The organism is Pseudomonas sp. UM16 (genome assembly GCF_050312595.1).
Taxonomy (GTDB): Bacteria; Pseudomonadota; Gammaproteobacteria; order Pseudomonadales; family Pseudomonadaceae; genus Aquipseudomonas.
Window position 1 is genome coordinate 1 of record NZ_JBNPJT010000018.1, and the last position, 21,447, is coordinate 21,447.

Below are 21,447 nucleotides of genomic sequence, written 5' to 3' on the forward strand. Positions count from 1 at the left end.
CATGTGAGAGTAGGTCATCGTCAAGATTAAATTCCGAAACCCCTATCTGCATCTGCAGGTAGGGGTTTTGTCTTTTCGGTTTCCACAGCCCAGAGCGCAACAACCATCGGGCAAAAAAAACCACCCAGCAGGGTGGTTTCATCGCATCCAATGCTGAATCAGTCGCCGTAATACTCACAACCACTGGTGCAGGTCTCATGAATGCGCACCTTGGACAGCTCAGGCAGCAAGGGCTTGACCTGATCCCAGATCCATTTGGCGATCACTTCACTGGTCGGGTTTTCCAGGCCAGGAATATCATTCAGGTAGTTGTGGTCCAGCTGTTCGTATAAAGGCTTGAAGATCGCCTTGATCTCGGAAAAATCGCGAATCCAGCCGGTATGCGGGTCCAGTGGGCCGGTCAGGTGCAGGGCAACCTTGAACGAGTGGCCGTGCAGGCGGCCGCACTTGTGCCCTTCAGGAACGTGCGGCAGACGGTGTGCCGACTCGAAGGTGAACTCTTTGAAAATTTCCACGATGTCTCAACTCTGAAAGCCAATGCTAGCGAGCAGTTTACCAGCATGGTCGTTACAGCGGTTGCAGTTGCGCGTGCAGCCCGCCGGTTTCTATCAGCTCAAGCAATTCATCGCCTAGGCGCTGGCTTTCGACCATTGCTTTGTGCCAATAGCGCTGACGGCTAGCTGCATCACCCATGAAGCGCTTGAAGTCGCTGCGATCTGGCAGCTTGCCGTAGGGCAGGCTAGCAAGGTACTGCGCCGACGGTGCCAGTAGCAGCACATTGCGCAAGCGCTGGGCATCACCACGTCGCCAGGGAAGGGCCTTGTCGAACCAGCCCGGGATGACCTTGTCGGTGAAGTGCGGGTAAAGCACGAGGTCGTCGCCCTCGTATGGCAAGTCCAGGTGATAGTCGAGCAAGCCGCCATCACGGTAGGTGCCCACGCCAACGCCCGGAATATCGCGTACGCCTTCCATGATCAGTGGAATGGACCCTGAGGCAAGCAGAGCATGGCGCAAGTTAGCGACATCCAGTGGCAAGCAGCGGGACGGAAAATCTGTCAACGCCTGCAACGGCGGATTGCTGCGAGCGTCGTGGAGGATGATGCGCTCAAAATGGCGGGCCAGTCGTGGGCGGCCGATCAAGTTGTTGGCGATTACCGAAGACAGGCCCATGCCTAAGCGTGCGCGATGATCATCGGCCAGCAATCCGTGGCTTTTGACCACCATGATATTAAGGCGGTAGTCGGGGCTTTGCAGAACCTGTGCGTCGCGCCCTTGCAACAACTCATCAAGCATATGCTGACAGCTGCGGCTGACCTCAGCTTGTGTCACGCCTTTGGCAAAGTCTTGTTCGGTATAGAGTTGCCCGAGACGCAGCAGTGCTTGAGCCGGGTTGGGCAAGCAGGCACTGGCAAATCGCCAGGAGCCGATCGACGCCCCTATCAGCGCCCGCTCACGCGGCGCACTGGGCAGCCAGTGACCAAATAGCGCCAGGTCCAGGCCCTGGATGCCGAGGGCCTTGGGGCCGCCCGCGGCGCCCGGCAGCACGCCCACATCAATAGCCTGCAAGCCACGTTCACGAATGCGTTGCAGGGCACTGTTGCCGGCCTTGAGAGTCAGGGCCGGGTACTTGATATGGATTGCGCTCATACGGGCCTCGCTGTCTGGAGGCGGCAATTATAAAGAACAGTGGTCCAGTTGTGGGGCAGGGGTGCGCTATCATGTCGCCAGTTGTTTTCAGCTTCAATTAAGTTCGATTAGTTAATCTAGGCCCCGTAGAAACATTATTGATCTCAACGGAGAGACACCATGAAAACTTTGACTGCCCTGTTCGCCACTGCTGCTCTTGCCCTGAGCGCCAACGTTGCCATGGCCAAGGACGTACAGCCTGATGAAGTCGTGAAGCTGGTCCAGGCCAAGACCATCCTGTCGCTGGACGATTTGAAGGCCAAGGCTGTCGCCAAGCATCCAGGTGCCACTGTCACTGATTCCGAGCTGGAAGACGAGTACGGCCGTTACATCTACAAGGTCGAGATGCGTGACGCTCAGAACGTCGAGTGGGATGTGGATATGGATGCCAAGACCGGTGAAATTCTCAAGGACGCTCGGGATAACTAATGACCGTACGTTTGCGAACAGCACAGACGGTTCTCGTTGCGCTGTTAGCCTTTTGTTCGCTGGCATTAGCTCGCGACCTCGATCAGGATGAAGCCCTGAAGCTACGGCAACAGGGCGTTATCCTGCCGCTGGAGCAACTGCTCGAAGACGCCCTGGGACGCTATCCCGGGGCGACGTTGCTGGAGGCGGAACTGGAAGAGAAGCACGACCGCTATGAGTATGAGGTCGAGCTGTTGACCCCTGCTGGGGTGGTGCGCGAAATCAAACTCGATGCATCCAATGGAGCGCTGCTCAAAGATGAGGAAGATGATTGATGCGCCTGCTACTGGTCGAAGACAATGTCCCGCTGGCTGATGAACTGACTCAAGGCCTGCAGCGTCAGGGCTACGCTGTCGATTGGCTGGCCGATGGTCGCGATGCGGTTTACCAGGGTAGCAGTGAACCCTATGACCTGATTATTCTCGACCTGGGCTTACCCGGCTTACCGGGGCTTGAGGTGCTCAGCCAATGGCGTGCGGCCGGGCTGGCCACACCGGTGCTGATCCTCACGGCTCGCAGCTCTTGGGCTGAACGCATCGAAGGGCTGAAGGCCGGTGCCGATGATTACCTGAGCAAACCCTTTCACCCGGAAGAGCTGATGCTGCGCGTGCAGTCGCTACTGCGCCGTGCTCGCGGCCTGGCCAATCAGTCAACGCTGGAGGCGGCCGGCCTGCAGTTGGATGAAGGACGTCAATGTGTAACTCGCGACGGTGAAGATATTCAGCTTACTGCCGCAGAGTTTCGTCTGTTGCGCTATTTCATGCTGCACCCGCAACAGATCCTGTCCAAAAGCCACTTGGCCGAACACCTTTATGACGGCGAGACTGAGCGTGACTCCAACGTCTTGGAAGTGCACGTCAATCACCTGCGGCGCAAGCTCGGACGCAGTGTCATAGAGACCCGCCGCGGCCAGGGTTATCGTTATGCCGGGAGTACCGAGTGAAGTCGATCCAGGCACGTTTGAGCCTCGGTCTGATCGCGGTGCTGGTGCTGGTTGGCCTGGCCCTTGCGCAATTGAGTCTGTGGTTGTTCGAGGTGGGGTTGCAGCGCTACCTCGAGACCGGTCTGCGCAAGGAAAGTGAAAACCTGCTAATTGCCTTGGTGCGCGGGCAGTCCGGCCTCGAACTGGATGAGCGGCGCATTTCTTCCGCCTACCAGCGACCGTTCTCCGGTTACTACTTCCGCATTGATTTCGATGGTGGCACCTGGCGTTCCCGTTCGCTCTGGGACCTGGAGATGCCAGCTCCGGCTACCAGCGGTCTGCATACCGACCAGGAGCTGGGCCCTGAAAACCAGCAGTTGCTGCTGTTGCGCAGTGACTATCGGCGCTTTGGTCAGGCAATTTCAATCAGTGTTGCCCAAGATTACACCCCGGTGCGCGAACAGTTCCAGCGCATGCAGCAGATCGGCCTGGGCCTGGGCCTGCTTGCGTTGGTGCTGGTGTTGATACTGCAGCGCATCACCGTCACCCGTTCGTTGCGTCCGCTTGAGCGTGTCCGCGAACAGATCGCCCAGCTGCAACAGGGCAAACGCTCCCAGCTCGACACTCAGGTGCCGAGCGAGCTCGAGCCTCTGGTCGCACAAATCAACCACCTGCTGGCCCATACCGAAGACAGCTTGCGTCGTTCGCGAAATGCCCTGGGCAATCTGGGCCACGCGCTGAAAACACCGATGGCGGTGCTGCTGAGCCTGGCGTCCAGCGATCAACTCAAAGATGCCCCGCAGGTCCGCGTACAATTGCGTGAGCAACTGCAACAGATCCAGCAGCGTTTAAGTCGTGAGCTCAACCGTGCCCGGCTGGCTGGCGATGCCTTGCCCGGTGCGCAATTCGATTGTGATGCCGAGCTGCCTGGGCTGCTTTCGACCCTCGGCATGATCCATGGCGAGGGTTTGGAACTCAGTCAGCGTGTGCCGCCTGGTCTGTTGCTACCCTGGGATCGTGAAGATCTGCTCGAGCTGCTCGGCAATCTGCTTGATAACGCCTGCAAATGGGCTGACAGCGAAGTGCAGTTGACTATCGAAGATCAGCCCGAACGCTATCAACTGGTTATTGACGACGATGGGCCGGGTATTCCTGAATCTGATCGCGAGCAAGTGCTCGAACGCGGTACCCGGCTGGATGAGCAGATTGATGGGCATGGCCTGGGATTGGGCATTGTGCGGGACATCGTCGATGTCTGGGGTGGGCAGATGACACTTCAAGACAGCCCCCTTGGCGGGTTACGGGTCAGTATTGAGTTGCCGCGCAGGGGTTAACACGGCTCACGAAAATTGGCCATTACGATCTCTTTTTGGCCAACCACACACTGTGATTCGCCAAACCCCTCAGCAAGAATCAGAACGCCAAACTCGGGGGGACAATCCATGGCCACATTGAAACGTAAGCTTGTTGTCGGCGCGGGGGCACTGACGTTGCTGGTCGGCACTGTGCAGGCGCAAGTGCAAGAGTTGCGGGTGTACAACTGGGCAGACTACATACTGCCCTCAGTGCCCAAGGACTTTGCCGCGAAATCGGGCATCAAAGTGACCTGGGATACCTTCGATACCAACGAGTCCCTGGAGGCCAAGTTGCTGACCGGCAACTCTGGCTATGACCTGGTGGTGCCGTCGAACCAGTTTCTCGATACCCAAATCAAGGCGGGAGTGTTTCAGAAGCTGGACAAGAGCAAATTGCCCAACTGGCGTCATCAGGACCCGGTGCTGCTCAAACTCCTGAACAGCAACGACCCAGGGAACCAGTATGGCGTGCCTTACATGTATGGCACCGTGCTGATCGGCTTCAATCCGGCCAAGGTCAAGGCCGCGCTGGGTGAGCAGGCGCCGGTGGACAGCTGGGACCTGGTGTTCAAGCCGGAAAACATGGAAAAGCTTAAATCCTGCGGCGTGGCCATGCTCGACTCCCCTTCGGAAATATTGCCGCTGGTCTTGCACTACCTTGGCCTGGACCCCAACAGCCAGAACCCTGATGACTACGAAAAAGCCAAGGCCTTGATGCTCAAGGTTCGTCCCTATGTTACCTACTTCAATTCGGCCAAATACATGACCGACATCGCCAACGGTGACATCTGTGTCGCCATTGGTTATTCCGGCAGTTTTTATCAGTTCGGTAACCGCGCCAAGGAGGCGGGCAATGGCGTGGTGGTTGATTGGCGACTGCCAAAAGAGGGGGCACCGATCTGGTTTGACACCTTTGCCATTCCCAAGAGCGCGAAAAATGTCGCTGAGGCCCATGAGTTTCTCAACAACCTCCTGGACCCGAAAGTCATCGCGCCGATCAGTGATTTTCTCGGCTATCCCAATGCCAACAAAGATTCGATGGCGCTCATCAACCCAGAAATCACCGGTAATCCGAATCTGACCCCGACCCAGGACGCACTGGCCAAGCTCTATGTCGTGCAGCCCCTGCCGCAGAAAATGGAGCGCGTTCGTACCAGGGTCTGGACCAGCATCAAGTCGGACAAGTAAACCTGTTGTGCAATGGGGCTGCGCGCAGCCCCAACCCTCACACCAGGGTCAGGCTGAGCATCAGCGGTAACGTCAGCGCTGCCAGCACGGTCTGCAAGGCAATGATGTTGGCCATCAGCGGTGCATTGCCGCCCATTTGCCGGGCCATTACATACGAAGACGAAGCGGTCGGCAGTGCTTGAAATAGAATGGCGACAATCGCCGCCTGGCCACTGAGCCCGAGCACTCGGCAGACGCCATAGGTGGTCAGTGGCAGCACCACGAACTTAAATATCGACGCCGCTATCAGCGGGCGCGGGCCCAGGCCCTGAGCGCTGCTACCCAGTGCTGCGCCGACGCATAGCAGGCCCAATGGCAGTGCCGCTTGCCCAAGGGCCCTGATGGTTGGTTCGATACCTGGCGGCAAGCCTATGCCAGTCAGGCGCAGCAGGATGCCGGCAGCGCAGCCGACGATCAGTGGGTTGCTGATGATCGCCTTGAGCACCGTGCCAGGTGAACTGCGTGTACCGCTGTAACGCGCAAAAACCATGACGCACAGCACATTCACCGTGGGCACGATGGCGGCATTGGCTACGGCCGCCAACGCAATGCCCCCTGAGCCATAGATACCGGCTGCCAGTGTCGCGCCAATGTAGTTGTTAAAACGCACACCACCCTGAAACACCGAAGTGAAACTGGCGCCGTCGGCTGCTACGGCGCCCTTGCACAGCACCAGCAAGGTGGCGCCGATCAGCGTCGAAAGCAGCAGCACAGCAACCATGTCGAACACCGGCGGGCCGTTCAGGTCAGCGGTGGCAAGGCCATGCATGAACAGCGCGGGTAGCAACACGAAGTAACTCAGGCGCTCTGCCGCCGGCCAGAAGTGCTCGCCAAGAAAGCCATTGCCCCGCAACCAGCGGCCCAAGGCAATCAGCAAGGCAATCGGGACGATGGTGGTGAGGATCAGGTTCAGCATCAGGCGTTTTCCGTAGTAATGCGCTCCCAGTCGGGAGTCGACATCAGGCTAGCCTGTAGCATTGAAAGAAAAAAACGTGGAATTCTCAATCGACTGTTGAGGAAAACTTCATGGTTCACTTAACGCTGTTTTCAATGCAGCGGTCAGGTGGCGGCGACGGCTGTTGGCATGCTCGAGCAGGCCAACGTGACGCACGCGCTGCGGTTCGCCAAACGGCAGTAAGGTCACCTCGGGCAGGCGCGGCAAGTCTTCATCGGCCAGCGGTACGATCGCTACGCCCAGGCCCATCGAGGCCATATGCGTCAGTGCTTGCTGGCTGTCCAGCTCCATCTGCTCGCTCACCGGTAGCTGCAGCTTGCGTAATTCCTGCTCAATGATGCGCCCGGCCCAGGCACGTTTATCAAAGCGCAGGAACGGCTGGGTGGCCAGCAGCTCCCTCAAACTTACACCAGCAAATTCCAGGCCGGCGACAGCCCAGAATCGGTTGCGGTACAGCGGGGTGAAGTCCAGGTTGGGCGGGTAGGGAGGAACGGGTTCAGTAGTAATCGCGGCATCCAGTTCACCGTCTTCGACGCGCCGTGCAAGTTCTGCGGACATTCCCGAAAGTACACTGATGTGCAAGTGTGGATGCTCGGCCTTGATCCGCACCAGCGCCGCGGGCAGACGCCCGGCCAGAGCCGTCTGGATCGCACCGATCTTCAGGCGACCGTGTAACCCGGGGCCACTGACCAGCGCATCGGCCATCTCGTCGTAAGCGGCGAGGATCCCCTCGGCGCGTTCAACGACAAGGTGCCCGGCCTCGGTCAGACTGACCTGGCGCCGACTGCGGTCAAACAGACTGACATTTAGCGCTTGCTCCAGGCTACGAATATGCAGGCTGACTGCCGAAGGTGTCAGGCTGAGGATGTCGGCCGCACGGGCAAAGGTGCCGTGGCGGGCGATGGTGACCAGGGTGCGCAGGGCTTTGAGCGACAACTCGGACTCCGGTGGGGGGCTGGGCATTTATCATGGCGTCGATCAACGCTGATTGAAAGCGCCAGCTTTGGGCTTTCCATAGGCCTGGGTTATTCGGTCAATCACCATTGCCAACGCCACAATTGCCAAGCCTGCTTCAACGCCCTTGCCGACATTCAACGTCTGAATCCCGGCCAGCACATCTTCACCCAAGCCCCGTGCGCCGATCATTGAGGCGACCACCACCATAGACAAGGCCATCATCACGGACTGATTGAGCCCGGCCATGATGCTCGGCATGGCAAGCGGAAGCATGACCCGCCGCAGGCGCTGCCAGCGCCCGGCCCCCAACCCTTGGGCGGCTTGAGTCAGCGTCGGGTCGATCTGCGACAAGCCCAGCTCGGTCAGGCGAATCAGCGGTGGCAGCGCGTAGATCAGAGTGGCGAAAATCGCCGGAACCTTGCCCAGGCCAAACAACATCAGCACAGGAATCAGGTAGACGAAACTGGGTAGGGTCTGCATAACGTCGAGGACTGGCATCATCCAGCGGCGTGCCCGCGGGCGGCTGGCCAGCAATACGCCGACAGGTACTCCGATGAGGATGCACAGGCCAGTGCTCACCAGCACCAGGGCGCAGGTTTGCAGGAGCTTGTCCCATAGGCCGACGACGCCAATCAGAAACAGCAGTCCCGTCAGCAGCAGCGCCCGAAAGATGCTACGACTGGCATGCCAGGTGAGTAGCGCAACCACCACCAGCAATAACCACCAAGGTGTTGCCCGCAGCAGATTTTCCAGGCCGACCAGCAGGTCCAGCAGGCTTTGCGAAACGCTGCGCAAGTGGTCCCCGTAGGCCAGCACCAGCCAGTCGACGAAGCGATTGACGCTATCGGCGAAAGAGAAATGCAGCGCTTGCGGAAAACCATCACTCACAGGCCACCCTCAACATTGCTGGCGACAGTGGCCGGTAGCCAGGCTTTCCAGATGTTCGGGTGTTCACGCATGAAGGTTAGTGCCGCTTCTTTGGGCGATTGGCGCTTTTCGTTCATGTGCGCCAGAGACGTGTTCAAGGTGTCGATAGGCAGATCGACCTTGGCGAAGAACTCGACCAATTCTGGGTAGTCCTGGCGAAACGGGGCAGAGATACCGATGGACAGTTTTGCTGGCAGTGAGCGAGTGCCTTGAGGGTTGGGGTTGTTGGCATCAGTCAGGGTCTGCCAGGCTGCGTCGTTGAACGCCGGTTCTTCCAGGCGCACCAGAGCGAAGCGGCCCATCAGTGGTGTTGGCGACCAGTAGTAGAACAGCACTGGTTTGCCGCGGCGTATCGCCGAGGTGATTTCCGCATCTAGAGCGGCGCCGGAGCCAGTGCGAAAGTTCACATACAGGTGGTTCAGGCCATAAGCCTTGAGCTTCTGGCTGTTGACGGTTTCTGAGGTCCAGCCGCTGGGGCTATTGAGGAAGCGGCCTTTATCGGGTGATTCCGGGTCGCTGAACACGTTGGCATAGTGTTTGAGATCATCCACCGATCGCAGCTGCGGCGCCTGGGCCTGGATGCCACGCGCAGCATCACCCTTGATCACATACTCGGGCACATACCAGCCTTCATCGGCATTTTTCACCGTGTCGCCAATGGCGAACACCTGGCCGGCCTGTTCGGCCTTCACCCAGGCCGGGCTGCGACCGGCCCATTCTTCGGCGATCACCTGGATGTCGTTACGCGCCAGGGCCACTTCCATGCTGACGGTGCTGCCGGGGAGGGTGTCGGTGGGGTAGCCGTAACCTTTCTCAACGATCAGGCGCAGGATTTCCGTGGTCAGGCTGCCGCTTTCCCAAGTGATGTCGCCGAAAAGGATAGGACTGCGATTTTCGGTGGCAAGACCTTGGGTAACCAGGCTCAACGTCAGCAGGGCGCTGCTGAGCAGGGTGATGAGTCGGTTCATGGTGCCTCGCTCTCAGAAAGGGAGTCTGGCAAGTGTAGTCGGCGGGCGCCTTCGCGGGGCAATCTCGCTCCTGCTGTGCTGCAGGAGCGGGATTGCCCCGCGACACGGTCACACCCGGAACTGATCCATCAACCCCTGCTGCTGGTTGGCCAGGCTGTTGAGCGACTGGCTGACCCGCGCCGATTCATTGGCTTGACCGGAGAGTGATTCGGTCACATCGCGGATGGTTGCGACGTTATTGTTGATCTCTTCGGCCACCGCACTTTGCTCTTCGGCGGCGCTGGCGATTTGCAGGTTCATGTCGCTGATCACGGTGACCGCATCACCGATCTGCTGCAGCGCGGTAACCGCCTGGCTGACCTGCTCGACGCTGCCCTGTGCCTGGCGATGGCTACTGTCCATGGCACCGACTACTTCGCGGGTACCGGCCTGCAGTTGTTCAATCACCTGCCGGGTTTCTTCCACCGACTCCTGCGTACGCCGAGCCAGGTTGCGCACCTCATCGGCGACTACGGCGAAACCGCGACCCGCTTCGCCGGCGCGCGCGGCTTCGATGGCCGCATTGAGGGCCAGCAGGTTGGTTTGCTCAGCGATGGACCGGATCACTTCCAATACAGAACCGATCTTGTCGCTGTTCTCGGCCAGCCCTTCGACCTGAGCCATGGCGGTGCTCATGTCCGCCGCCAGGGTATCGATGCTGGTGGTGGTGCGGTCGATTACCGCCAGGCCCCGGCGTGTGGCCTGGTCGGCGTCGCGGGCAGCCTGGGCGGCCTGGGCGGCGCTGCGGGCAACGTCCTGGGCAGTGGCACTCATTTCATGCGAGGCGGTGGCTACCTGGTCAACCTGGCGGTATTGCTGTTCCATGCCGGCGCTGGTCTGGCTGGCAATGGCCGATGACTGATCGGCGGTGTCGCGGGCTGCCTGGACCGAGCGCTTGACCTCGGCAATGGTTGGCTGCAGCTTGTCCAGGAAACGGTTGAACCAGCCAGCCAGTTCACCCAGCTCATCGCGCTTGTCGTAGTTGAGGCGTCGGGTCAGGTCGCCTTCGCCGCTGGCGATGTCTTTGAGCATGGTCGCTACACCGAGGATCGGTCGGGTGACGCCGCGGGCTAGCAGCCAGATCAGCAACAGGCCGATGATCGCTGCCAGTCCACCCAGGCCAAGCTCGGCCAGGGTGCCGCTGGTGTTGCTGCGGTCGAGTTCCTGTTTGAGGGCCTCGGCGGGACCGGTCAGGGCGCTTTGCGGTACGTCGAGCAGCACGCCCCAGGCTTTGCCGCCGGGGATTGGTGCAAAGGAGGCCAGGACTTTCAGACGCTGTTCATGGTGGATGCTGTGCAGTGGTGTGCTGTCGGCCAGCAGACGGATCAGCTCGGCGCCTTTCTCCGGGTCGACCTGATCAAGGCGTTGGGCTAGTTTGCCAGCGTCCGGGCTGTAGCCGGCCAGCAGGCCCACGGGGCTGAGAATGCTCACCTGGGTCTGGCCCTGGTAAAGATTGTTGCTGGCTTGCTGGCTCAGCGCCTGCAGGCTGTTGAGGTTGATATCGATGGACAGGGTAGCGACAACCTTGTCGGCGACCATCAGCGGGAACACGATGCTGGTCATCAGCACCCGTTGGCCGTCGATCTCATAGAAGTAGGGTTCGATCACGCAGGTCTTGCCGGTCGTGCGCGGGCATACGGACCAGGTATTGGCGGGCTCGCCGCTGGGGCCAATGCTGGTATCGGCCATGTCACGTTCCGGCAGGGCCATGGAGGTCAGTTTGCCTGGGGTCGGTTGCGACCAATACAGGGCAAAGCGGCCTTTTTCGTTGCTGCCCAATTGCTCCTGGTTGACGAACAGTTCGTCCTTGTTGTCCAGCGCATTGGGCTCGAACACCAGCGACAGACCGAGCAAGTCGGGGTTGGCCTGCAAGGCGGCACGCACCTGGCGAGTCAGGTCCTCACGCAGATCGAAAGCATCGAGGAAACGCTTTTCCGACTGCTCCCGCAAGAACAGAACCTGGCGGGCGAAACCAGCGCCGTACTGGTAGGCATCCATGAACTGACGGCGAATGTTCAAGGCCTGGACTTCGCCCTGCGATTCAATGCGTCCCTGAGCCGCTTCAGTGAGCATCTGCATGCTGCTGGCTTTGACCAGCGCTGAGCTCTGTTCCATGCGGTACAACGAAAGGCCCACCAGCAGGGTTACGATGCTGGCCAAGCACAAGCCGGCCAGCAGGGTGATTTTCCACTGAATGGAAAGTTGTCTGAACGACATGGCGAAGTCCTTTGATCCAAAAAAAGATTGAGGCTGCCGACGTTATCGGCAGTTTCGCCGTTTTCTTTATTCAAACGATCAATTGAGATGCGTCTTTTTCGTTCATTCCTACGACACCAATCGCGTTGTGAACTTTGACAAGCGTGAAAGCCTGCTTCAGAGTGTGCGCCCTCCATAAAAATACCGTCGTTCGGCCACTGCTCCCGGGCAGTTTGTCGCCGAATCGGTCGCTTTTTGTCCGCTTCCTAGAGGTCACAGGAATGAATGCAGTAATTGCCGCGGTCGGCATCATGCTGATCTTGAGTCTGTCCCGCGTGCATGTGGTGATCGCCCTGATCGTCGGCGCCCTGGCTGGCGGCCTGGTGGGTGGGCTGGGCATCGACGGAACGCTCAAGGCGTTCAACAGTGGTCTGGGCGGTGGTGCTACGGTCGCTTTGTCCTATGCTTTGCTCGGCGCCTTTGCTGTGGCGATTGCCAAGTCCGGCATGGCCCATGCCCTGGCCGACCGTGTCCTGGCTATGGTCGGTCAGCAAGGCCACGGCAATGTTGGCAAGGTCAAATGGCTATTGATTGGCTTGCTCCTGGTGGTGGCGATCTCCTCGCAGAATATCCTGCCGATTCACATCGCCTTTATTCCGTTGCTGGTGCCACCGCTGCTCTATGTTCTGACCAAGCTGCAGATCGATCGACGCCTGGTAGCCTGCGTGATGACATTCGGCCTGATCACACCGTACATGTTCCTGCCGGTGGGTTTTGGCAACATCTTCCTTAACGAGATACTGCTGGCCAACGTCAGCCGCAGTGGCGTGGATGTCAGTGCGGTCAATGTTACGCACGCGATGGCCATTCCGGCGGCGGGGATGCTCTTTGGCCTGCTGTTGGCAGTGCTGTTCAGCTACCGCAAAAAGCGCGTCTATGATCTGGAAAAAATCGAGCAGGTCGAGCAGGTGGCGGTGCGCTACAACCCGCTGACCCTGCTGGTGGCCGGTATTGCCATCGCCGCAGCGTTCATCATTCAGTTGTGGCTGGACTCAATGATCATTGGCGCCATGGCCGGATTTTTGATTTTCTCGGTCTCAGGCATCGTGCGCTGGAAGGAAACGGATGACCTGTTTACCGAAGGCATGAAAATGATGGCCATGATCGGCTTCATCATGATCGCCGCGTCCGGTTTTGCTGAAGTCATGAAAGCCACTGGCGAGGTCAAAAGCCTGGTGGAAACCTCGGCGGCGTGGATTGACCACAGCAAAGGTGTCGGCGCGTTGCTGATGCTGCTGGTGGGCTTGCTGGTCACCATGGGGATCGGCTCATCGTTTTCCACTGTGCCGATTCTTGCCGCGATTTTCGTGCCGCTGTGCGTGCAACTGGGCTTCGACCCGGTGGCCACCGTGTGCATTGTCGGTACCGCCGGTGCGCTGGGCGATGCTGGTTCACCGGCCTCGGACTCGACCCTCGGTCCGACCTCAGGGCTTAACGTCGATGGCCAGCATCACCATATCTGGGACACCGTGGTGCCGACCTTCCTCCACTACAACTTGCCCTTGCTGGCGTTCGGTTGGTTGGCGGCAATGATGCTGTAGCGCTTGGTCAAGCGCAAGGCTCAACCGCGTGCAGGGGGAGGCGAGATGCGGTTGAGTAGCATGCTGCCGTCTTTGCCCCGGGTCAGGTAAACCGGCAAAACCTTGGGCAAGTTGCCAACCAGGCGCTTGATCTGGCTGGTGTCGTAGATGCCACTGATGCGGATGTTACCGGTGCTTTCGTCGGCCAGTTGCAGGGGTTTGTCCAGGTAGCGGTTGATCTGCGGCAGGGCTTGAGCCAGGCTCAGGTTATCGAGGATCAACTTGCCATCACGCCAGGCCAGGCTGGTGTCGTGGCTGTAGGTTTGGCTCAGGCGTGGCTCGAAGTCACCGGACTGGTAGCTGGCCTGCATGCCCGGGCCCAGGCGATAGCCACCATCGGTGTCGTGCGCGTCGCTGCTGACCAGCACCGATCCTTCGACCAGGGTCACTTTGACCTGATCTTCATATTTCCAGACGTTGAACTGAGTGCCGGTCACCCGCGTCTGCCCTTGGGCGGCATGCACCACAAACGGATGCTGGCTATCGTGCTTGACCTTGAAGAACGCCTCGCCCTTGACCAGGGTGACCCGGCGTTCGTCCTTGTAGTTAGTGAAGCGCAACGCGCTGCCCAGGTTCAACTCGACCTGGCTACCGTCTTTGAGTAAGACATGGCTGATGGAACTGGTGCTTTCCAGATACTGATATTGATTCGGCAACCAGCCTTGATCCCAACCGATCCAAGCGCCTGTCGGCAGGGCCAGCAGGGCAATGGCGGCGGCTGAAGCATAGTGGCGCCAAGCGCTGCGACGACGGCGGGGAAGGGCAATGACTTTGCCAGGTGTGTTACTGCGTGGCAGATGGTCAGCGGTCTGCCAGATGTCCAGCATGGCCTGGTATTCCTCGGCATGCACAGGATCGGCGGCGAGCCACAGCTCAAAGGCCTGGCGTTCGGCTGCTGAGCAGTCTTCAGCTTGCAGACGCAGGCACCAATGTGCAGCGGCATCAGTGATGGCATCAGATTGGTCGGCGCTGCGGCTGGTTTGGTTCATCAAGACTCCCGGTTTTGCCTATTCTACCCTTGCAGCGTAGGTGGGAGAACCCGAGATAATGGCGAATGACTATCAGTTGTAAGGTTTTTGTCGGGTAAAACTCTGCAAATGCACTGAGTTCGCAGCTATACCCCGCCTGGTGACGAGGTATAGCTGTTTAACCTTGGCCGACTGACGGTCGAAACTACTTAGAACTGTTCAGCTGCGAGGTTGAACAGTGAAGTACTGCCCGCCCGAATATTGGCCTCCAGGGACAAGGTGCGGGGAAGTAGGCGGGCAAAGAAGAACGCGGCGGTGGCACGTTTGGCGCCATAAAAAGCCGGATCCTGTGTCAGTTTTGTCTCGGCTACGGCATCCATGCGTGCCCACATGTAGGCGTAGGCCACATAACCGAACAGCTGCAAGTACTCGACCGAGGCGGCGCCCACAGCGTTGGCGTCCTCGCTGGCTTGGCTGCAGAGCCACTGACTGAGACTTTCCAGCGTCGTTGTCGCCTTCAGCAGTGATGCGCGATAGGGCGTATCGCCTTCACAGAAGTGGTGAATCTGCGCCGTGAACTCGGCCAGTGCTCTGCCGCCATCGGCCACCACCTTGCGGCCCAGCAGGTCGAGGGCCTGAATGCCGTTGGTACCTTCATAGATCTGGGCGATACGTACATCGCGCACCAACTGTTCCTGACCCCATTCGCGGATATAACCGTGACCGCCAAACACCTGCTGGCCAAGCACGCAGCTTTCCAGGCCATTGTCGGTAAAGAATGCTTTGGCCACAGGGGTCAGCAGCGCTACCTGACGCTGGGCGAGCTCGCGCTCTTCAACATTTTCGGCATATTTGGCGATATCCAGTTGCTGGCCGACATAGGTGGCAAATGCCCGCCCACCTTCAGTCAGGGCCCGCATGGTCAAGAGCATGCGGCGTACATCCGGATGCACGATGATCGGGTCGGCAACGTTGTCGCGTGCTTGAGCGCCAGTCGCCGCCCGGCTTTGCAGGCGGTCTTGGGCATAGCGCGCAGCATTCTGGTAGGAGGCTTCGGCGCAACCGATGCCCTGGATGCCAATCGACAGGCGCTCGTAGTTCATCATCGTGAACATCGCCGCCAGCCCGCGGTTGGCTTCGCCAATCAGAAAACCGCTGGCTGCGTCGAAGTTCATTACACAAGTGGCCGAGGCCTTGATGCCCATCTTGTGCTCAAGGGAGCCGCAATACGCCGAATTGCGCGGGCCGAGGCTGCCATCGCCATTGACCAGGAATTTGGGCACCAGAAACAGCGAGATACCCTTGGGCCCGGCTGGCGCGTCGGGCAACTTGGCCAAGACCAGGTGGATGATATTCTCGGTGAGGTCCTGCTCGCCGCCGGTAATGAAGATCTTGCTGCCGCTGATGCGGTAACTGCCATCGGCACAGGGTTCGGCTTTGGTGCGGATGATCCCAAGGTCAGTACCGGCATGCGCTTCGGTCAGGCACATGGTGCCCGTCCACTCGCCACTGTACAGTGGCGGCAGGTAAGTGGCCTTGAGGTCATCACTGGCATGGGCGTCGAGGGCCAGACAGCAACCGGCACTCAACGCCGAGTAGAGGCTGAAGCTGCAGTTGGCGGCATAGAGCATTTCTTCGAACTGCACCGCGAGCATTTTCGGCATCCCCAGGCCGCCGTGCTCGGGGTTACCGGCCAGCCCCACCCAGCCACCTTCGCGATAAGTCTGCCAGGCGTGGGCGAAGCCGTCTGGGGTACGCACCTGACCGTTATCGAACAACACGCCCTGTTCGTCACCGCTGCGGTTGAGCGGAGCAATCAGTTGGCCGGTGATCTTCGCTGCCTCTTCGAGAATGGCGTCGGCGGTGTCGCTGTCAACCCGTTCGGCCAGCAGCGGCAGACGCGCCCAGAGGTCAGGGCCGTGGAACACCTCATGAAGGACGAAGCGCATATCGCGCAGCGGAGCATTGAATTCTGGCATGGGAATCTCGCTGTTTAATGGGGTCAGAGCGCCTTGGCCCAGTCGCGCAACAGATACTTCTGGATCTTGCCGGTGGACGTTTTCGGCAGCTCACTGAAGACCACGGTCTTGGGCAGCTTGAATCCAGCCAGGTGCTCGCGGCAGAAGCTGATGATCTGCGCCTCGCTGGTCTGCTCACAACCGACTTTGAGGGTGATGAACGCGCAGGGGGTTTCGCCCCATTTCTCGTCCGGGCGGGCGACCACCGCAGCCTCAAGCACGGCAGGGTGCTTATACAGGGTGTCCTCGACTTCGATGGTGGAAATGTTCTCGCCGCCGGAGATGATGATGTCCTTGAGCCGGTCCTTGATCTCGACATAGCCGTCGGCATGCCATACCGCCAGGTCGCCGGTATGGAACCAGCCGCCGCGGAAGGCTTCGGCAGTGGCTTCGGGGTTTTTCAGGTAACCCTTCATTACCGTGTTGCCGCGCATGAAGATTTCCCCCAGGGTGTTGCCATCGCGCTGTACCGGTTCCAGGGTTTGCGAATCCGCGACCATCAGGCCTTCAAGGGTGGGGTAACGCACGCCTTGGCGCGACTTGATCCGCGCCCGTTCGGCCAGGGGCTGTTCGTCCCATTCGGCGTGCCAGGCGCAAACGGTTACCGGCCCGTAGACTTCGGTCAGGCCATAGACATGGGTGACCTTGATACCCATTTCTTCCACCGCACCGATGACCTTGGCCGGGGGTGCGGCACCGGCGACCATGGCGTTGACCGGATGATTGATGGCCGCTTTGGCTGACTCGGGCATGTTGATCAAGGCGTTGAGCACAATTGGCGCGCCGCACAGGTGGGTGACCTGATGCTCGCGGATCAGGGTGAGGATCTTCTGTGGATCGACCCGACGCAGGAACACATGGGTACCGGCCAGCGCCGTGACGGTCCAGGGGTAGCACCAACCGTTGCAGTGGAACATCGGCAGGGTCCACAAGTACACCGGGTGATTGCCCATGGCCCAGGTCATCTGGTTACCCAGGGCGTTGAGGTAGGCGCCACGGTGGTGATAGACCACGCCTTTGGGGTTGCCTGTCGTGCCAGAGGTGTAGTTCAGCGAGATCGCCTGCCACTCGTCCTCTGGCCATTGCCAGGCGAACTGTGGATCGCCTTCGGCAAGAAAAGCTTCGTAGTCCAGATCGCTGATCGCCTGGCCTTCAGCGTATTCTGGATCGTCAACATCGACCACCAACGGCGGGTACTCTATCAATGCCAGGGCGCCAGCAATGACCTTGTGAAATTCCCGGTCGGTGATCAGCACCTTGGCCTCACCGTGTTCGAGCATGAACGCAATGGCTTCGGCGTCCAGGCGAACGTTCAGGGCATTGAGCACGGCGCCAATCATTGGCACGCCAAAATGCGCCTCCAGCATCGCGGGGATGTTCGGCAACATCACCGCTACCGTGTCGCCTTGGCCAATCCCGCGTCCGGCCAGGGCACTGGCCAGACGCCGGGAGCGTTCGTAGGTCTGTTGCCAGTTGCGCCGGATGGCACCATGAATCACCGCCGGGTACTGGCCATAGACCGCCGCAGTGCGTTCGATGAAGCTCAAGGGGCTCAATGCTTGGTGATTGACAGGAGAGGGCGCCAGGCCCTGAGAGAAAATCGACATGAAAGGTTCCTGTGCAGGGGGCGCCTGTATGGCGTACTGCAACCCCCGGTGGCTGATTGTTAGCTCTGATCAGGTGGCGTGAAGGGCGGGCCCTTCAGGTGTGACACACTTTTACGTGAATCGCTATGGTACTTGGAAGATAGACTATAGCAATATAGTAGAAGTACTATATTCGTAACCTGACCCATTCGATTGAGCACACCCATGACCGCTTTGCTCGCCAGCGATCCACAACCCAGCCTGCTATTCGATGCCTCGGCAACGGTGCTGGCGGTCAACCCGGCCTTGCAGGCCATGCTCGGACCTTGGCCACAGCGCTCAGCCGAATACTGGTTGCCGGGTAATTTCCAGGCGCTGGTCAATGCCTGCCAGCGCCAGGCCCGGGCGATCAGCGATGTCGAAGCGCAGGTTGCCGGGCAAATTCTGCTTTGGACCTTTATCCCGGTCGCTGCTGATCAGGTGTTGGCGCGTTGTCGTGACGCCAGCGCCGAACGCGTTGCTGAACGTGAGGCCAACCAGGCGCGGCGCCTGTATCGATTGATCACCGAAAACACCACCGACCTGATTTCGCGGCACAGTCCCGATGGTTGCTTTCTCGATGCTTCGCCGGCCTCCTATCGGTTGCTCGGCTATTGGCCTGAAGCATTGCGTGGCGTCGCCGTGCAGTCGTTGTTTCACCCTCAGGACCGTCAGCAATCGCTGCTGCAAGCGGCCCAGGCCTTGGAGCAGGACGGCTATCAGACCATGACGTGTAGGGTGCGCCATCGCCACGGTCACTACCTGTGGTTTGAGATCGCCAGCCGGGCGATTCGTGAAACCTATACTGGGGCGGTGGTAGAGATTGTCAGTGTCTCTCGGGATATCAGCGTGCGCGTCGAGGCCCAGGAAAACCGTCGACGGCTCGCCGAGGTGGTGGAGGCAAACACCGACCTGGTGCTGTTCACCGACCGTGAAGGTCATCTGAGTTATCTCAACGGTTCGGCGCGCCGCGCCCTGGGGTTGCAGGACGTACAGACGTTGCCTACGTTGCAGCGGTTGCTCGACCCTGGGCTATCGCAACAGTTGCAGCGTGAAGGTTGGCAGCGCGCCGAGCAAACCGGCGTTTGGCACGCCGAGACACGTTTGATCCCATGGCAGGGAGCGCCGGCGTTTCCGGTTTCGCTGGTGTTGATCGCCCATCGCGCCAGCGGTGGCCAACGTTACTACTCGTTGGTCGCCCGCGACATGACTGAGCGCGAATTGCGCGAAAGCCAACAACGTCGGCATCAGGATGAACTGGCCCACAGTGCGCGGCTGGTCACCCTCGGCGAACTGGCGTCAGGCATTGCCCACGAGATCAACCAGCCGCTGGCGGCGGTGGTCAACTACGCGGGCGCCAGTCAACGTTACCTACAAACCCTGGACCGTGATCCGCAGGCGGCGGCGCGGGTTGCTCAGGGTTTGGCGCGAATCACTGAACAGGCAACCCACGCGGCTGAGGTGATCAAGCGCCTGCGTGCGTTCTTGCGCAAGGAGCCGCGGCGCCTGCAGGCTTTGTCAATCGCCGATGTCGCCATTGAAGCGGTGCGCCTGTGTGACTGGGAGGCGAGCCGAGACCAGGTGAGTATCGAGTTGCAAGTGAGCGACCCGCTGCTGGCGGTCTATGCCGATCGGGTGTTGCTCGAACAGGTGTTGCTCAACCTCTTGCGCAATGCCATTGATGCCAACCGCGAGCAGCATCAAGGGCAGCCTTCGCGTATCGTGCTCAGCGCTGCATTTGTCGCCGGGCAAGTGCAGGTAGAAGTCAGCGACCAGGGGCCTGGCGTGGCGGCAGAGCGGCTGGACGGTATTTTTACCCCCTTCAACACCAGCAAGCCGGAGGGGCTGGGCCTTGGCTTGAGCATGAGCCGCAGTATTATTGAGGGTTTTGGCGGGACCTTGCAGGCGTTACCGGGTGTGGAGGGTGGATTGATCTTGTGTTGTCGGCTGGCGGCGGTGGCCAGTGTCGGAACTGAGGGCATGTGATGCAGCAAGCGAAAGTCTATGTAGTCGACGATGACCAGGGCATGCTCGACTCAACGGTCTGGCTGTTGGAGTCAGTCGGTATTCAAGCGATGCCGTTTACCAGTGGTCAGGCGTTTCTACAGACCTGTGGCGAGTACTTGCCAGCGTGTGTGCTGCTTGATGTGCGCATGCCCGGTATGGGCGGGCTGAGTGTCCAGCAAGCCTTGAACGAGCGCGGTATCGAGCTGCCGGTGATCTTTCTCAGTGGCCATGCCGATGTACCGATCGTGGTGCGAGCGTTCAAGGCTGGCGCCTGCGACTTCATTGAAAAGCCCTACAACGATCAGTTGCTGCTGGATGCTGTCCAGGCCGCGCTCGACCGCTCACGTCGAGCTCTTGCCGACAGCGGGCCACGGGCGGAGGTGCAAGCGCGAATCGACAGCCTGACACCACGTGAGCGGGATATTTTCGTGCCACTGGTGCAAGGTTTTAGTAACCGTGAAATTGCCGAACAGCTTGAGGTCAGCGTGAAGACCGTCGACCTATACCGTTCGCGGGTGATGAAGCGCATGGAGGCTGACACCTTGCCTGCATTGGTGGGGATGGCGATTGCCTGTGGCGTGGTCGAGGCGCTGGGTGCACAGCCCTGATCTGACACAGATCGTTGTGGGAGCTGGCCTTTCCAGCACGGCTGGCTCCCACCGTTCGCTGCGGTGATTTAAGAACGCCGCCCCAGCAGTAGCCCCACCACCAAGCCAAACCCTGCCGAAATCGCCACCGTCTGCCATGGATGGCCACCGATATAGTCTTGAGTGGCTTCAACCACCGGTTGGGCCTTGCTCCGTACATTGCCGACCGCTTCGCGCGCTTGCTTGAGTTTGAGGCCGACCTGGGCGCGCAAGGTTTCGGCGTCTTCGCCCACCAGCGCGGCGCTGTCGCGTAGCAGCTTTTCCGATTCTTCAATCAAGCTCTGCAGTTCACTGAAAGCCTGGTCCTTGATTTGCTCGGCTTCGGCTTGCACGGTGGTTTTTCTGGCCATGGGCGCTTCCTCGTTAGTTGATGGGCATTGAACAGTGGATACCGCTGGGTGCGGAAAGTTGCAGCGACTTTGCCGTCCGTTGCTGGCTACAGTGTAAGATAGCGCCTATTTTCAAGCGGCAGGACACCCTCATGAGTTTCAATCTGGCCAACAAGAGCTTCGCCGAACGGGCGCAGATCGAGGACGAAAAAGCCCGGCTGTTCGAGCTCTGGCAGAGCAACCTGGGCAAGGCCAAGGGCGAAGCCGCTCGGCTGATCGCAGAAAAACCCCGGCGTAAAGGCAAGTGGGCTGAATGGGTGCGCTCTGAACTGGATGGCATGTCGCCGCCCGAGTTCGCCAATATGGTCCGCAGTGAGGTCAACAAGCTGATGGCCGCGGCCAAGTAAGGCAATTGCAGGCATTCTCAGCACTGCTGGGCCAGCCCGGTGCGGCCACTGCACAGGGGCGTTGAAAAGCACGACCAAGATGAACGATACTGTTTCTCATTAGCGT

The 21,447-nt window shown here is 59.6% G+C and carries 21 protein-coding genes; 9 read left to right on the plus strand and 12 right to left on the minus strand.

Annotated features, from left to right (window positions below):
• The 3 genes from ACQRAX_RS20305 to ACQRAX_RS20315 all read right to left on the minus strand — a co-directional run.
• The coding region (locus tag ACQRAX_RS20305; RefSeq protein WP_427867754.1) for a hypothetical protein at nucleotides 1-199 on the minus strand (199 nt) is incomplete at its 3' end.
• Entirely contained in the window at nucleotides 159-515 is a 357-nt protein-coding gene (queD, locus tag ACQRAX_RS20310; protein ID WP_010226613.1) for a 6-carboxytetrahydropterin synthase QueD, read from the minus strand. The genes queD and ACQRAX_RS20305, both read right to left, overlap by 41 nt.
• Nucleotides 516-567: 52 nt before the next feature.
• Nucleotides 568-1,647 carry a patatin-like phospholipase family protein gene (locus ACQRAX_RS20315; protein ID WP_412039646.1) on the minus strand — a complete coding sequence of 360 codons (1,080 nt, stop codon included), beginning with the start codon at nucleotides 1,645-1,647 and terminating at the stop codon, nucleotides 568-570.
• Nucleotides 1,648-1,806: 159 nt separating this feature from the next.
• Between ACQRAX_RS20315 and ACQRAX_RS20320 the strand changes: the two genes are divergently transcribed.
• The 5 genes from ACQRAX_RS20320 (at nucleotide 1,807) to ACQRAX_RS20340 (ending at nucleotide 5,619) form a co-directional block, all read left to right on the plus strand.
• The gene (locus ACQRAX_RS20320; RefSeq protein ID WP_412039645.1) at nucleotides 1,807-2,115 is read left to right on the plus strand and encodes a PepSY domain-containing protein; all 309 of its coding nucleotides are present in this window, start codon (nucleotides 1,807-1,809) and stop codon (nucleotides 2,113-2,115) included.
• Complete coding sequence (locus ACQRAX_RS20325; protein WP_412039644.1) at nucleotides 2,115-2,429, plus strand: PepSY domain-containing protein; 315 nt, start codon at nucleotides 2,115-2,117, stop codon at nucleotides 2,427-2,429. The genes ACQRAX_RS20320 and ACQRAX_RS20325 overlap by 1 nt, the downstream gene beginning before the upstream one ends.
• Nucleotides 2,429-3,097, plus strand: a complete 669-nt coding sequence (locus ACQRAX_RS20330; protein WP_412039643.1) for a response regulator transcription factor — start codon at nucleotides 2,429-2,431, stop codon at nucleotides 3,095-3,097. The genes ACQRAX_RS20325 and ACQRAX_RS20330 overlap by 1 nt, the downstream gene beginning before the upstream one ends.
• On the plus strand, nucleotides 3,094-4,410 hold the full coding sequence (locus ACQRAX_RS20335) for a sensor histidine kinase (RefSeq protein WP_412039642.1): 1,317 nt from the start codon (nucleotides 3,094-3,096) through the stop codon (nucleotides 4,408-4,410). The genes ACQRAX_RS20330 and ACQRAX_RS20335 overlap by 4 nt, the downstream gene beginning before the upstream one ends.
• Before the next feature lie 108 nt (nucleotides 4,411-4,518).
• Nucleotides 4,519-5,619 (plus strand): polyamine ABC transporter substrate-binding protein, encoded by a 1,101-nt coding sequence (locus tag ACQRAX_RS20340; RefSeq protein WP_412039641.1) that lies wholly within the window; start codon nucleotides 4,519-4,521, stop codon nucleotides 5,617-5,619.
• Nucleotides 5,620-5,656: 37 nt separating this feature from the next.
• On the opposite strand, the gene ACQRAX_RS20345 is transcribed toward ACQRAX_RS20340, so the two are convergent.
• The 5 genes from ACQRAX_RS20345 to ACQRAX_RS20365 all read right to left on the minus strand — a co-directional run bounded on the left by ACQRAX_RS20345 (nucleotide 5,657) and on the right by ACQRAX_RS20365 (nucleotide 11,721).
• Nucleotides 5,657-6,574, minus strand: a complete 918-nt coding sequence (locus ACQRAX_RS20345) for an AEC family transporter (RefSeq protein WP_412039640.1) — start codon at nucleotides 6,572-6,574, stop codon at nucleotides 5,657-5,659.
• Nucleotides 6,575-6,682: 108 nt separating this feature from the next.
• Entirely contained in the window at nucleotides 6,683-7,549 is an 867-nt protein-coding gene (locus ACQRAX_RS20350; protein ID WP_412039656.1) for a LysR family transcriptional regulator, read from the minus strand.
• Nucleotides 7,550-7,591: 42 nt separating this feature from the next.
• Entirely contained in the window at nucleotides 7,592-8,458 is an 867-nt protein-coding gene (locus ACQRAX_RS20355; protein WP_412039639.1) for an ABC transporter permease, read from the minus strand.
• The gene (locus ACQRAX_RS20360; RefSeq protein ID WP_412039638.1) at nucleotides 8,455-9,465 is read right to left on the minus strand and encodes an ABC transporter substrate-binding protein; all 1,011 of its coding nucleotides are present in this window, start codon (nucleotides 9,463-9,465) and stop codon (nucleotides 8,455-8,457) included. The genes ACQRAX_RS20355 and ACQRAX_RS20360 overlap by 4 nt, the downstream gene beginning before the upstream one ends.
• Before the next feature lie 108 nt (nucleotides 9,466-9,573).
• Nucleotides 9,574-11,721, minus strand: a complete 2,148-nt coding sequence (locus tag ACQRAX_RS20365; RefSeq protein ID WP_412039637.1) for a methyl-accepting chemotaxis protein — start codon at nucleotides 11,719-11,721, stop codon at nucleotides 9,574-9,576.
• A gap of 260 nt (nucleotides 11,722-11,981) precedes the next feature.
• Here ACQRAX_RS20365 and ACQRAX_RS20370 point away from each other — a divergent pair, with 260 nt between their 5' ends.
• Nucleotides 11,982-13,301, plus strand: coding sequence for a Na+/H+ antiporter family protein (locus tag ACQRAX_RS20370; RefSeq protein ID WP_412039636.1), 1,320 nt, complete (start codon nucleotides 11,982-11,984; stop codon nucleotides 13,299-13,301).
• 20 nt (nucleotides 13,302-13,321) lie between these two features.
• Here the strand turns inward: ACQRAX_RS20370 and ACQRAX_RS20375 are convergent, their stop codons facing one another.
• The 3 genes from ACQRAX_RS20375 to ACQRAX_RS20385 form a co-directional block, all read right to left on the minus strand.
• Nucleotides 13,322-14,329 carry a FecR family protein gene (locus ACQRAX_RS20375; RefSeq protein WP_412039635.1) on the minus strand — a complete coding sequence of 336 codons (1,008 nt, stop codon included), beginning with the start codon at nucleotides 14,327-14,329 and terminating at the stop codon, nucleotides 13,322-13,324.
• A gap of 188 nt (nucleotides 14,330-14,517) precedes the next feature.
• Entirely contained in the window at nucleotides 14,518-16,287 is a 1,770-nt protein-coding gene (locus ACQRAX_RS20380; RefSeq protein WP_412039634.1) for an acyl-CoA dehydrogenase C-terminal domain-containing protein, read from the minus strand.
• Between the two features lie 23 nt (nucleotides 16,288-16,310).
• Complete coding sequence (locus ACQRAX_RS20385; RefSeq protein ID WP_412039633.1) at nucleotides 16,311-17,933, minus strand: acyl-CoA synthetase; 1,623 nt, start codon at nucleotides 17,931-17,933, stop codon at nucleotides 16,311-16,313.
• A gap of 204 nt (nucleotides 17,934-18,137) precedes the next feature.
• Here ACQRAX_RS20385 and ACQRAX_RS20390 point away from each other — a divergent pair, with 204 nt between their 5' ends.
• Nucleotides 18,138-19,937, plus strand: coding sequence for a PAS domain-containing sensor histidine kinase (locus ACQRAX_RS20390; RefSeq protein ID WP_412039632.1), 1,800 nt, complete (start codon nucleotides 18,138-18,140; stop codon nucleotides 19,935-19,937).
• Nucleotides 19,937-20,566 carry a response regulator transcription factor gene (locus ACQRAX_RS20395; RefSeq protein WP_412039631.1) on the plus strand — a complete coding sequence of 210 codons (630 nt, stop codon included), beginning with the start codon at nucleotides 19,937-19,939 and terminating at the stop codon, nucleotides 20,564-20,566. Before ACQRAX_RS20390 ends, ACQRAX_RS20395 begins: the two co-directional genes overlap by 1 nt.
• 68 nt (nucleotides 20,567-20,634) lie before the next feature.
• Here ACQRAX_RS20395 and ACQRAX_RS20400 read toward each other — a convergent pair whose 3' ends face one another.
• On the minus strand, nucleotides 20,635-20,955 hold the full coding sequence (locus tag ACQRAX_RS20400) for a DUF883 family protein (protein ID WP_412039630.1): 321 nt from the start codon (nucleotides 20,953-20,955) through the stop codon (nucleotides 20,635-20,637).
• Nucleotides 20,956-21,086: 131 nt separating this feature from the next.
• On the opposite strand from ACQRAX_RS20400, the gene ACQRAX_RS20405 reads away from it, so the two are divergent.
• Nucleotides 21,087-21,341 (plus strand): hypothetical protein, encoded by a 255-nt coding sequence (locus tag ACQRAX_RS20405; protein ID WP_412039629.1) that lies wholly within the window; start codon nucleotides 21,087-21,089, stop codon nucleotides 21,339-21,341.
• Nucleotides 21,342-21,447 lie beyond the last annotated feature (106 nt).

Bases quoted from the DNA above. Each gene is read 5' to 3' on its own strand.
- ACQRAX_RS20345 (WP_412039640.1), bottom strand. From the start codon at position 6,574: ATGCTGAACCTGATCCTCACCACCATCGTCCCGATTGCCTTGCTGATT.
- ACQRAX_RS20405 (WP_412039629.1), top strand. From the start codon at position 21,087: ATGAGTTTCAATCTGGCCAACAAGAGCTTCGCCGAACGGGCGCAGATC.
- ACQRAX_RS20385 (WP_412039633.1), bottom strand. From the start codon at position 17,933: ATGTCGATTTTCTCTCAGGGCCTGGCGCCCTCTCCTGTCAATCACCAA.
- ACQRAX_RS20400 (WP_412039630.1), bottom strand. From the start codon at position 20,955: ATGGCCAGAAAAACCACCGTGCAAGCCGAAGCCGAGCAAATCAAGGAC.
- ACQRAX_RS20375 (WP_412039635.1), bottom strand. From the start codon at position 14,329: ATGAACCAAACCAGCCGCAGCGCCGACCAATCTGATGCCATCACTGAT.
- ACQRAX_RS20320 (WP_412039645.1), top strand. From the start codon at position 1,807: ATGAAAACTTTGACTGCCCTGTTCGCCACTGCTGCTCTTGCCCTGAGC.
- ACQRAX_RS20380 (WP_412039634.1), bottom strand. From the start codon at position 16,287: ATGCCAGAATTCAATGCTCCGCTGCGCGATATGCGCTTCGTCCTTCAT.
- ACQRAX_RS20315 (WP_412039646.1), bottom strand. From the start codon at position 1,647: ATGAGCGCAATCCATATCAAGTACCCGGCCCTGACTCTCAAGGCCGGC.
- ACQRAX_RS20340 (WP_412039641.1), top strand. From the start codon at position 4,519: ATGGCCACATTGAAACGTAAGCTTGTTGTCGGCGCGGGGGCACTGACG.
- ACQRAX_RS20360 (WP_412039638.1), bottom strand. From the start codon at position 9,465: ATGAACCGACTCATCACCCTGCTCAGCAGCGCCCTGCTGACGTTGAGC.
- ACQRAX_RS20365 (WP_412039637.1), bottom strand. From the start codon at position 11,721: ATGTCGTTCAGACAACTTTCCATTCAGTGGAAAATCACCCTGCTGGCC.
- ACQRAX_RS20390 (WP_412039632.1), top strand. From the start codon at position 18,138: ATGACCGCTTTGCTCGCCAGCGATCCACAACCCAGCCTGCTATTCGAT.
- ACQRAX_RS20325 (WP_412039644.1), top strand. From the start codon at position 2,115: ATGACCGTACGTTTGCGAACAGCACAGACGGTTCTCGTTGCGCTGTTA.
- ACQRAX_RS20395 (WP_412039631.1), top strand. From the start codon at position 19,937: ATGCAGCAAGCGAAAGTCTATGTAGTCGACGATGACCAGGGCATGCTC.
- ACQRAX_RS20330 (WP_412039643.1), top strand. From the start codon at position 2,429: ATGCGCCTGCTACTGGTCGAAGACAATGTCCCGCTGGCTGATGAACTG.
- ACQRAX_RS20370 (WP_412039636.1), top strand. From the start codon at position 11,982: ATGAATGCAGTAATTGCCGCGGTCGGCATCATGCTGATCTTGAGTCTG.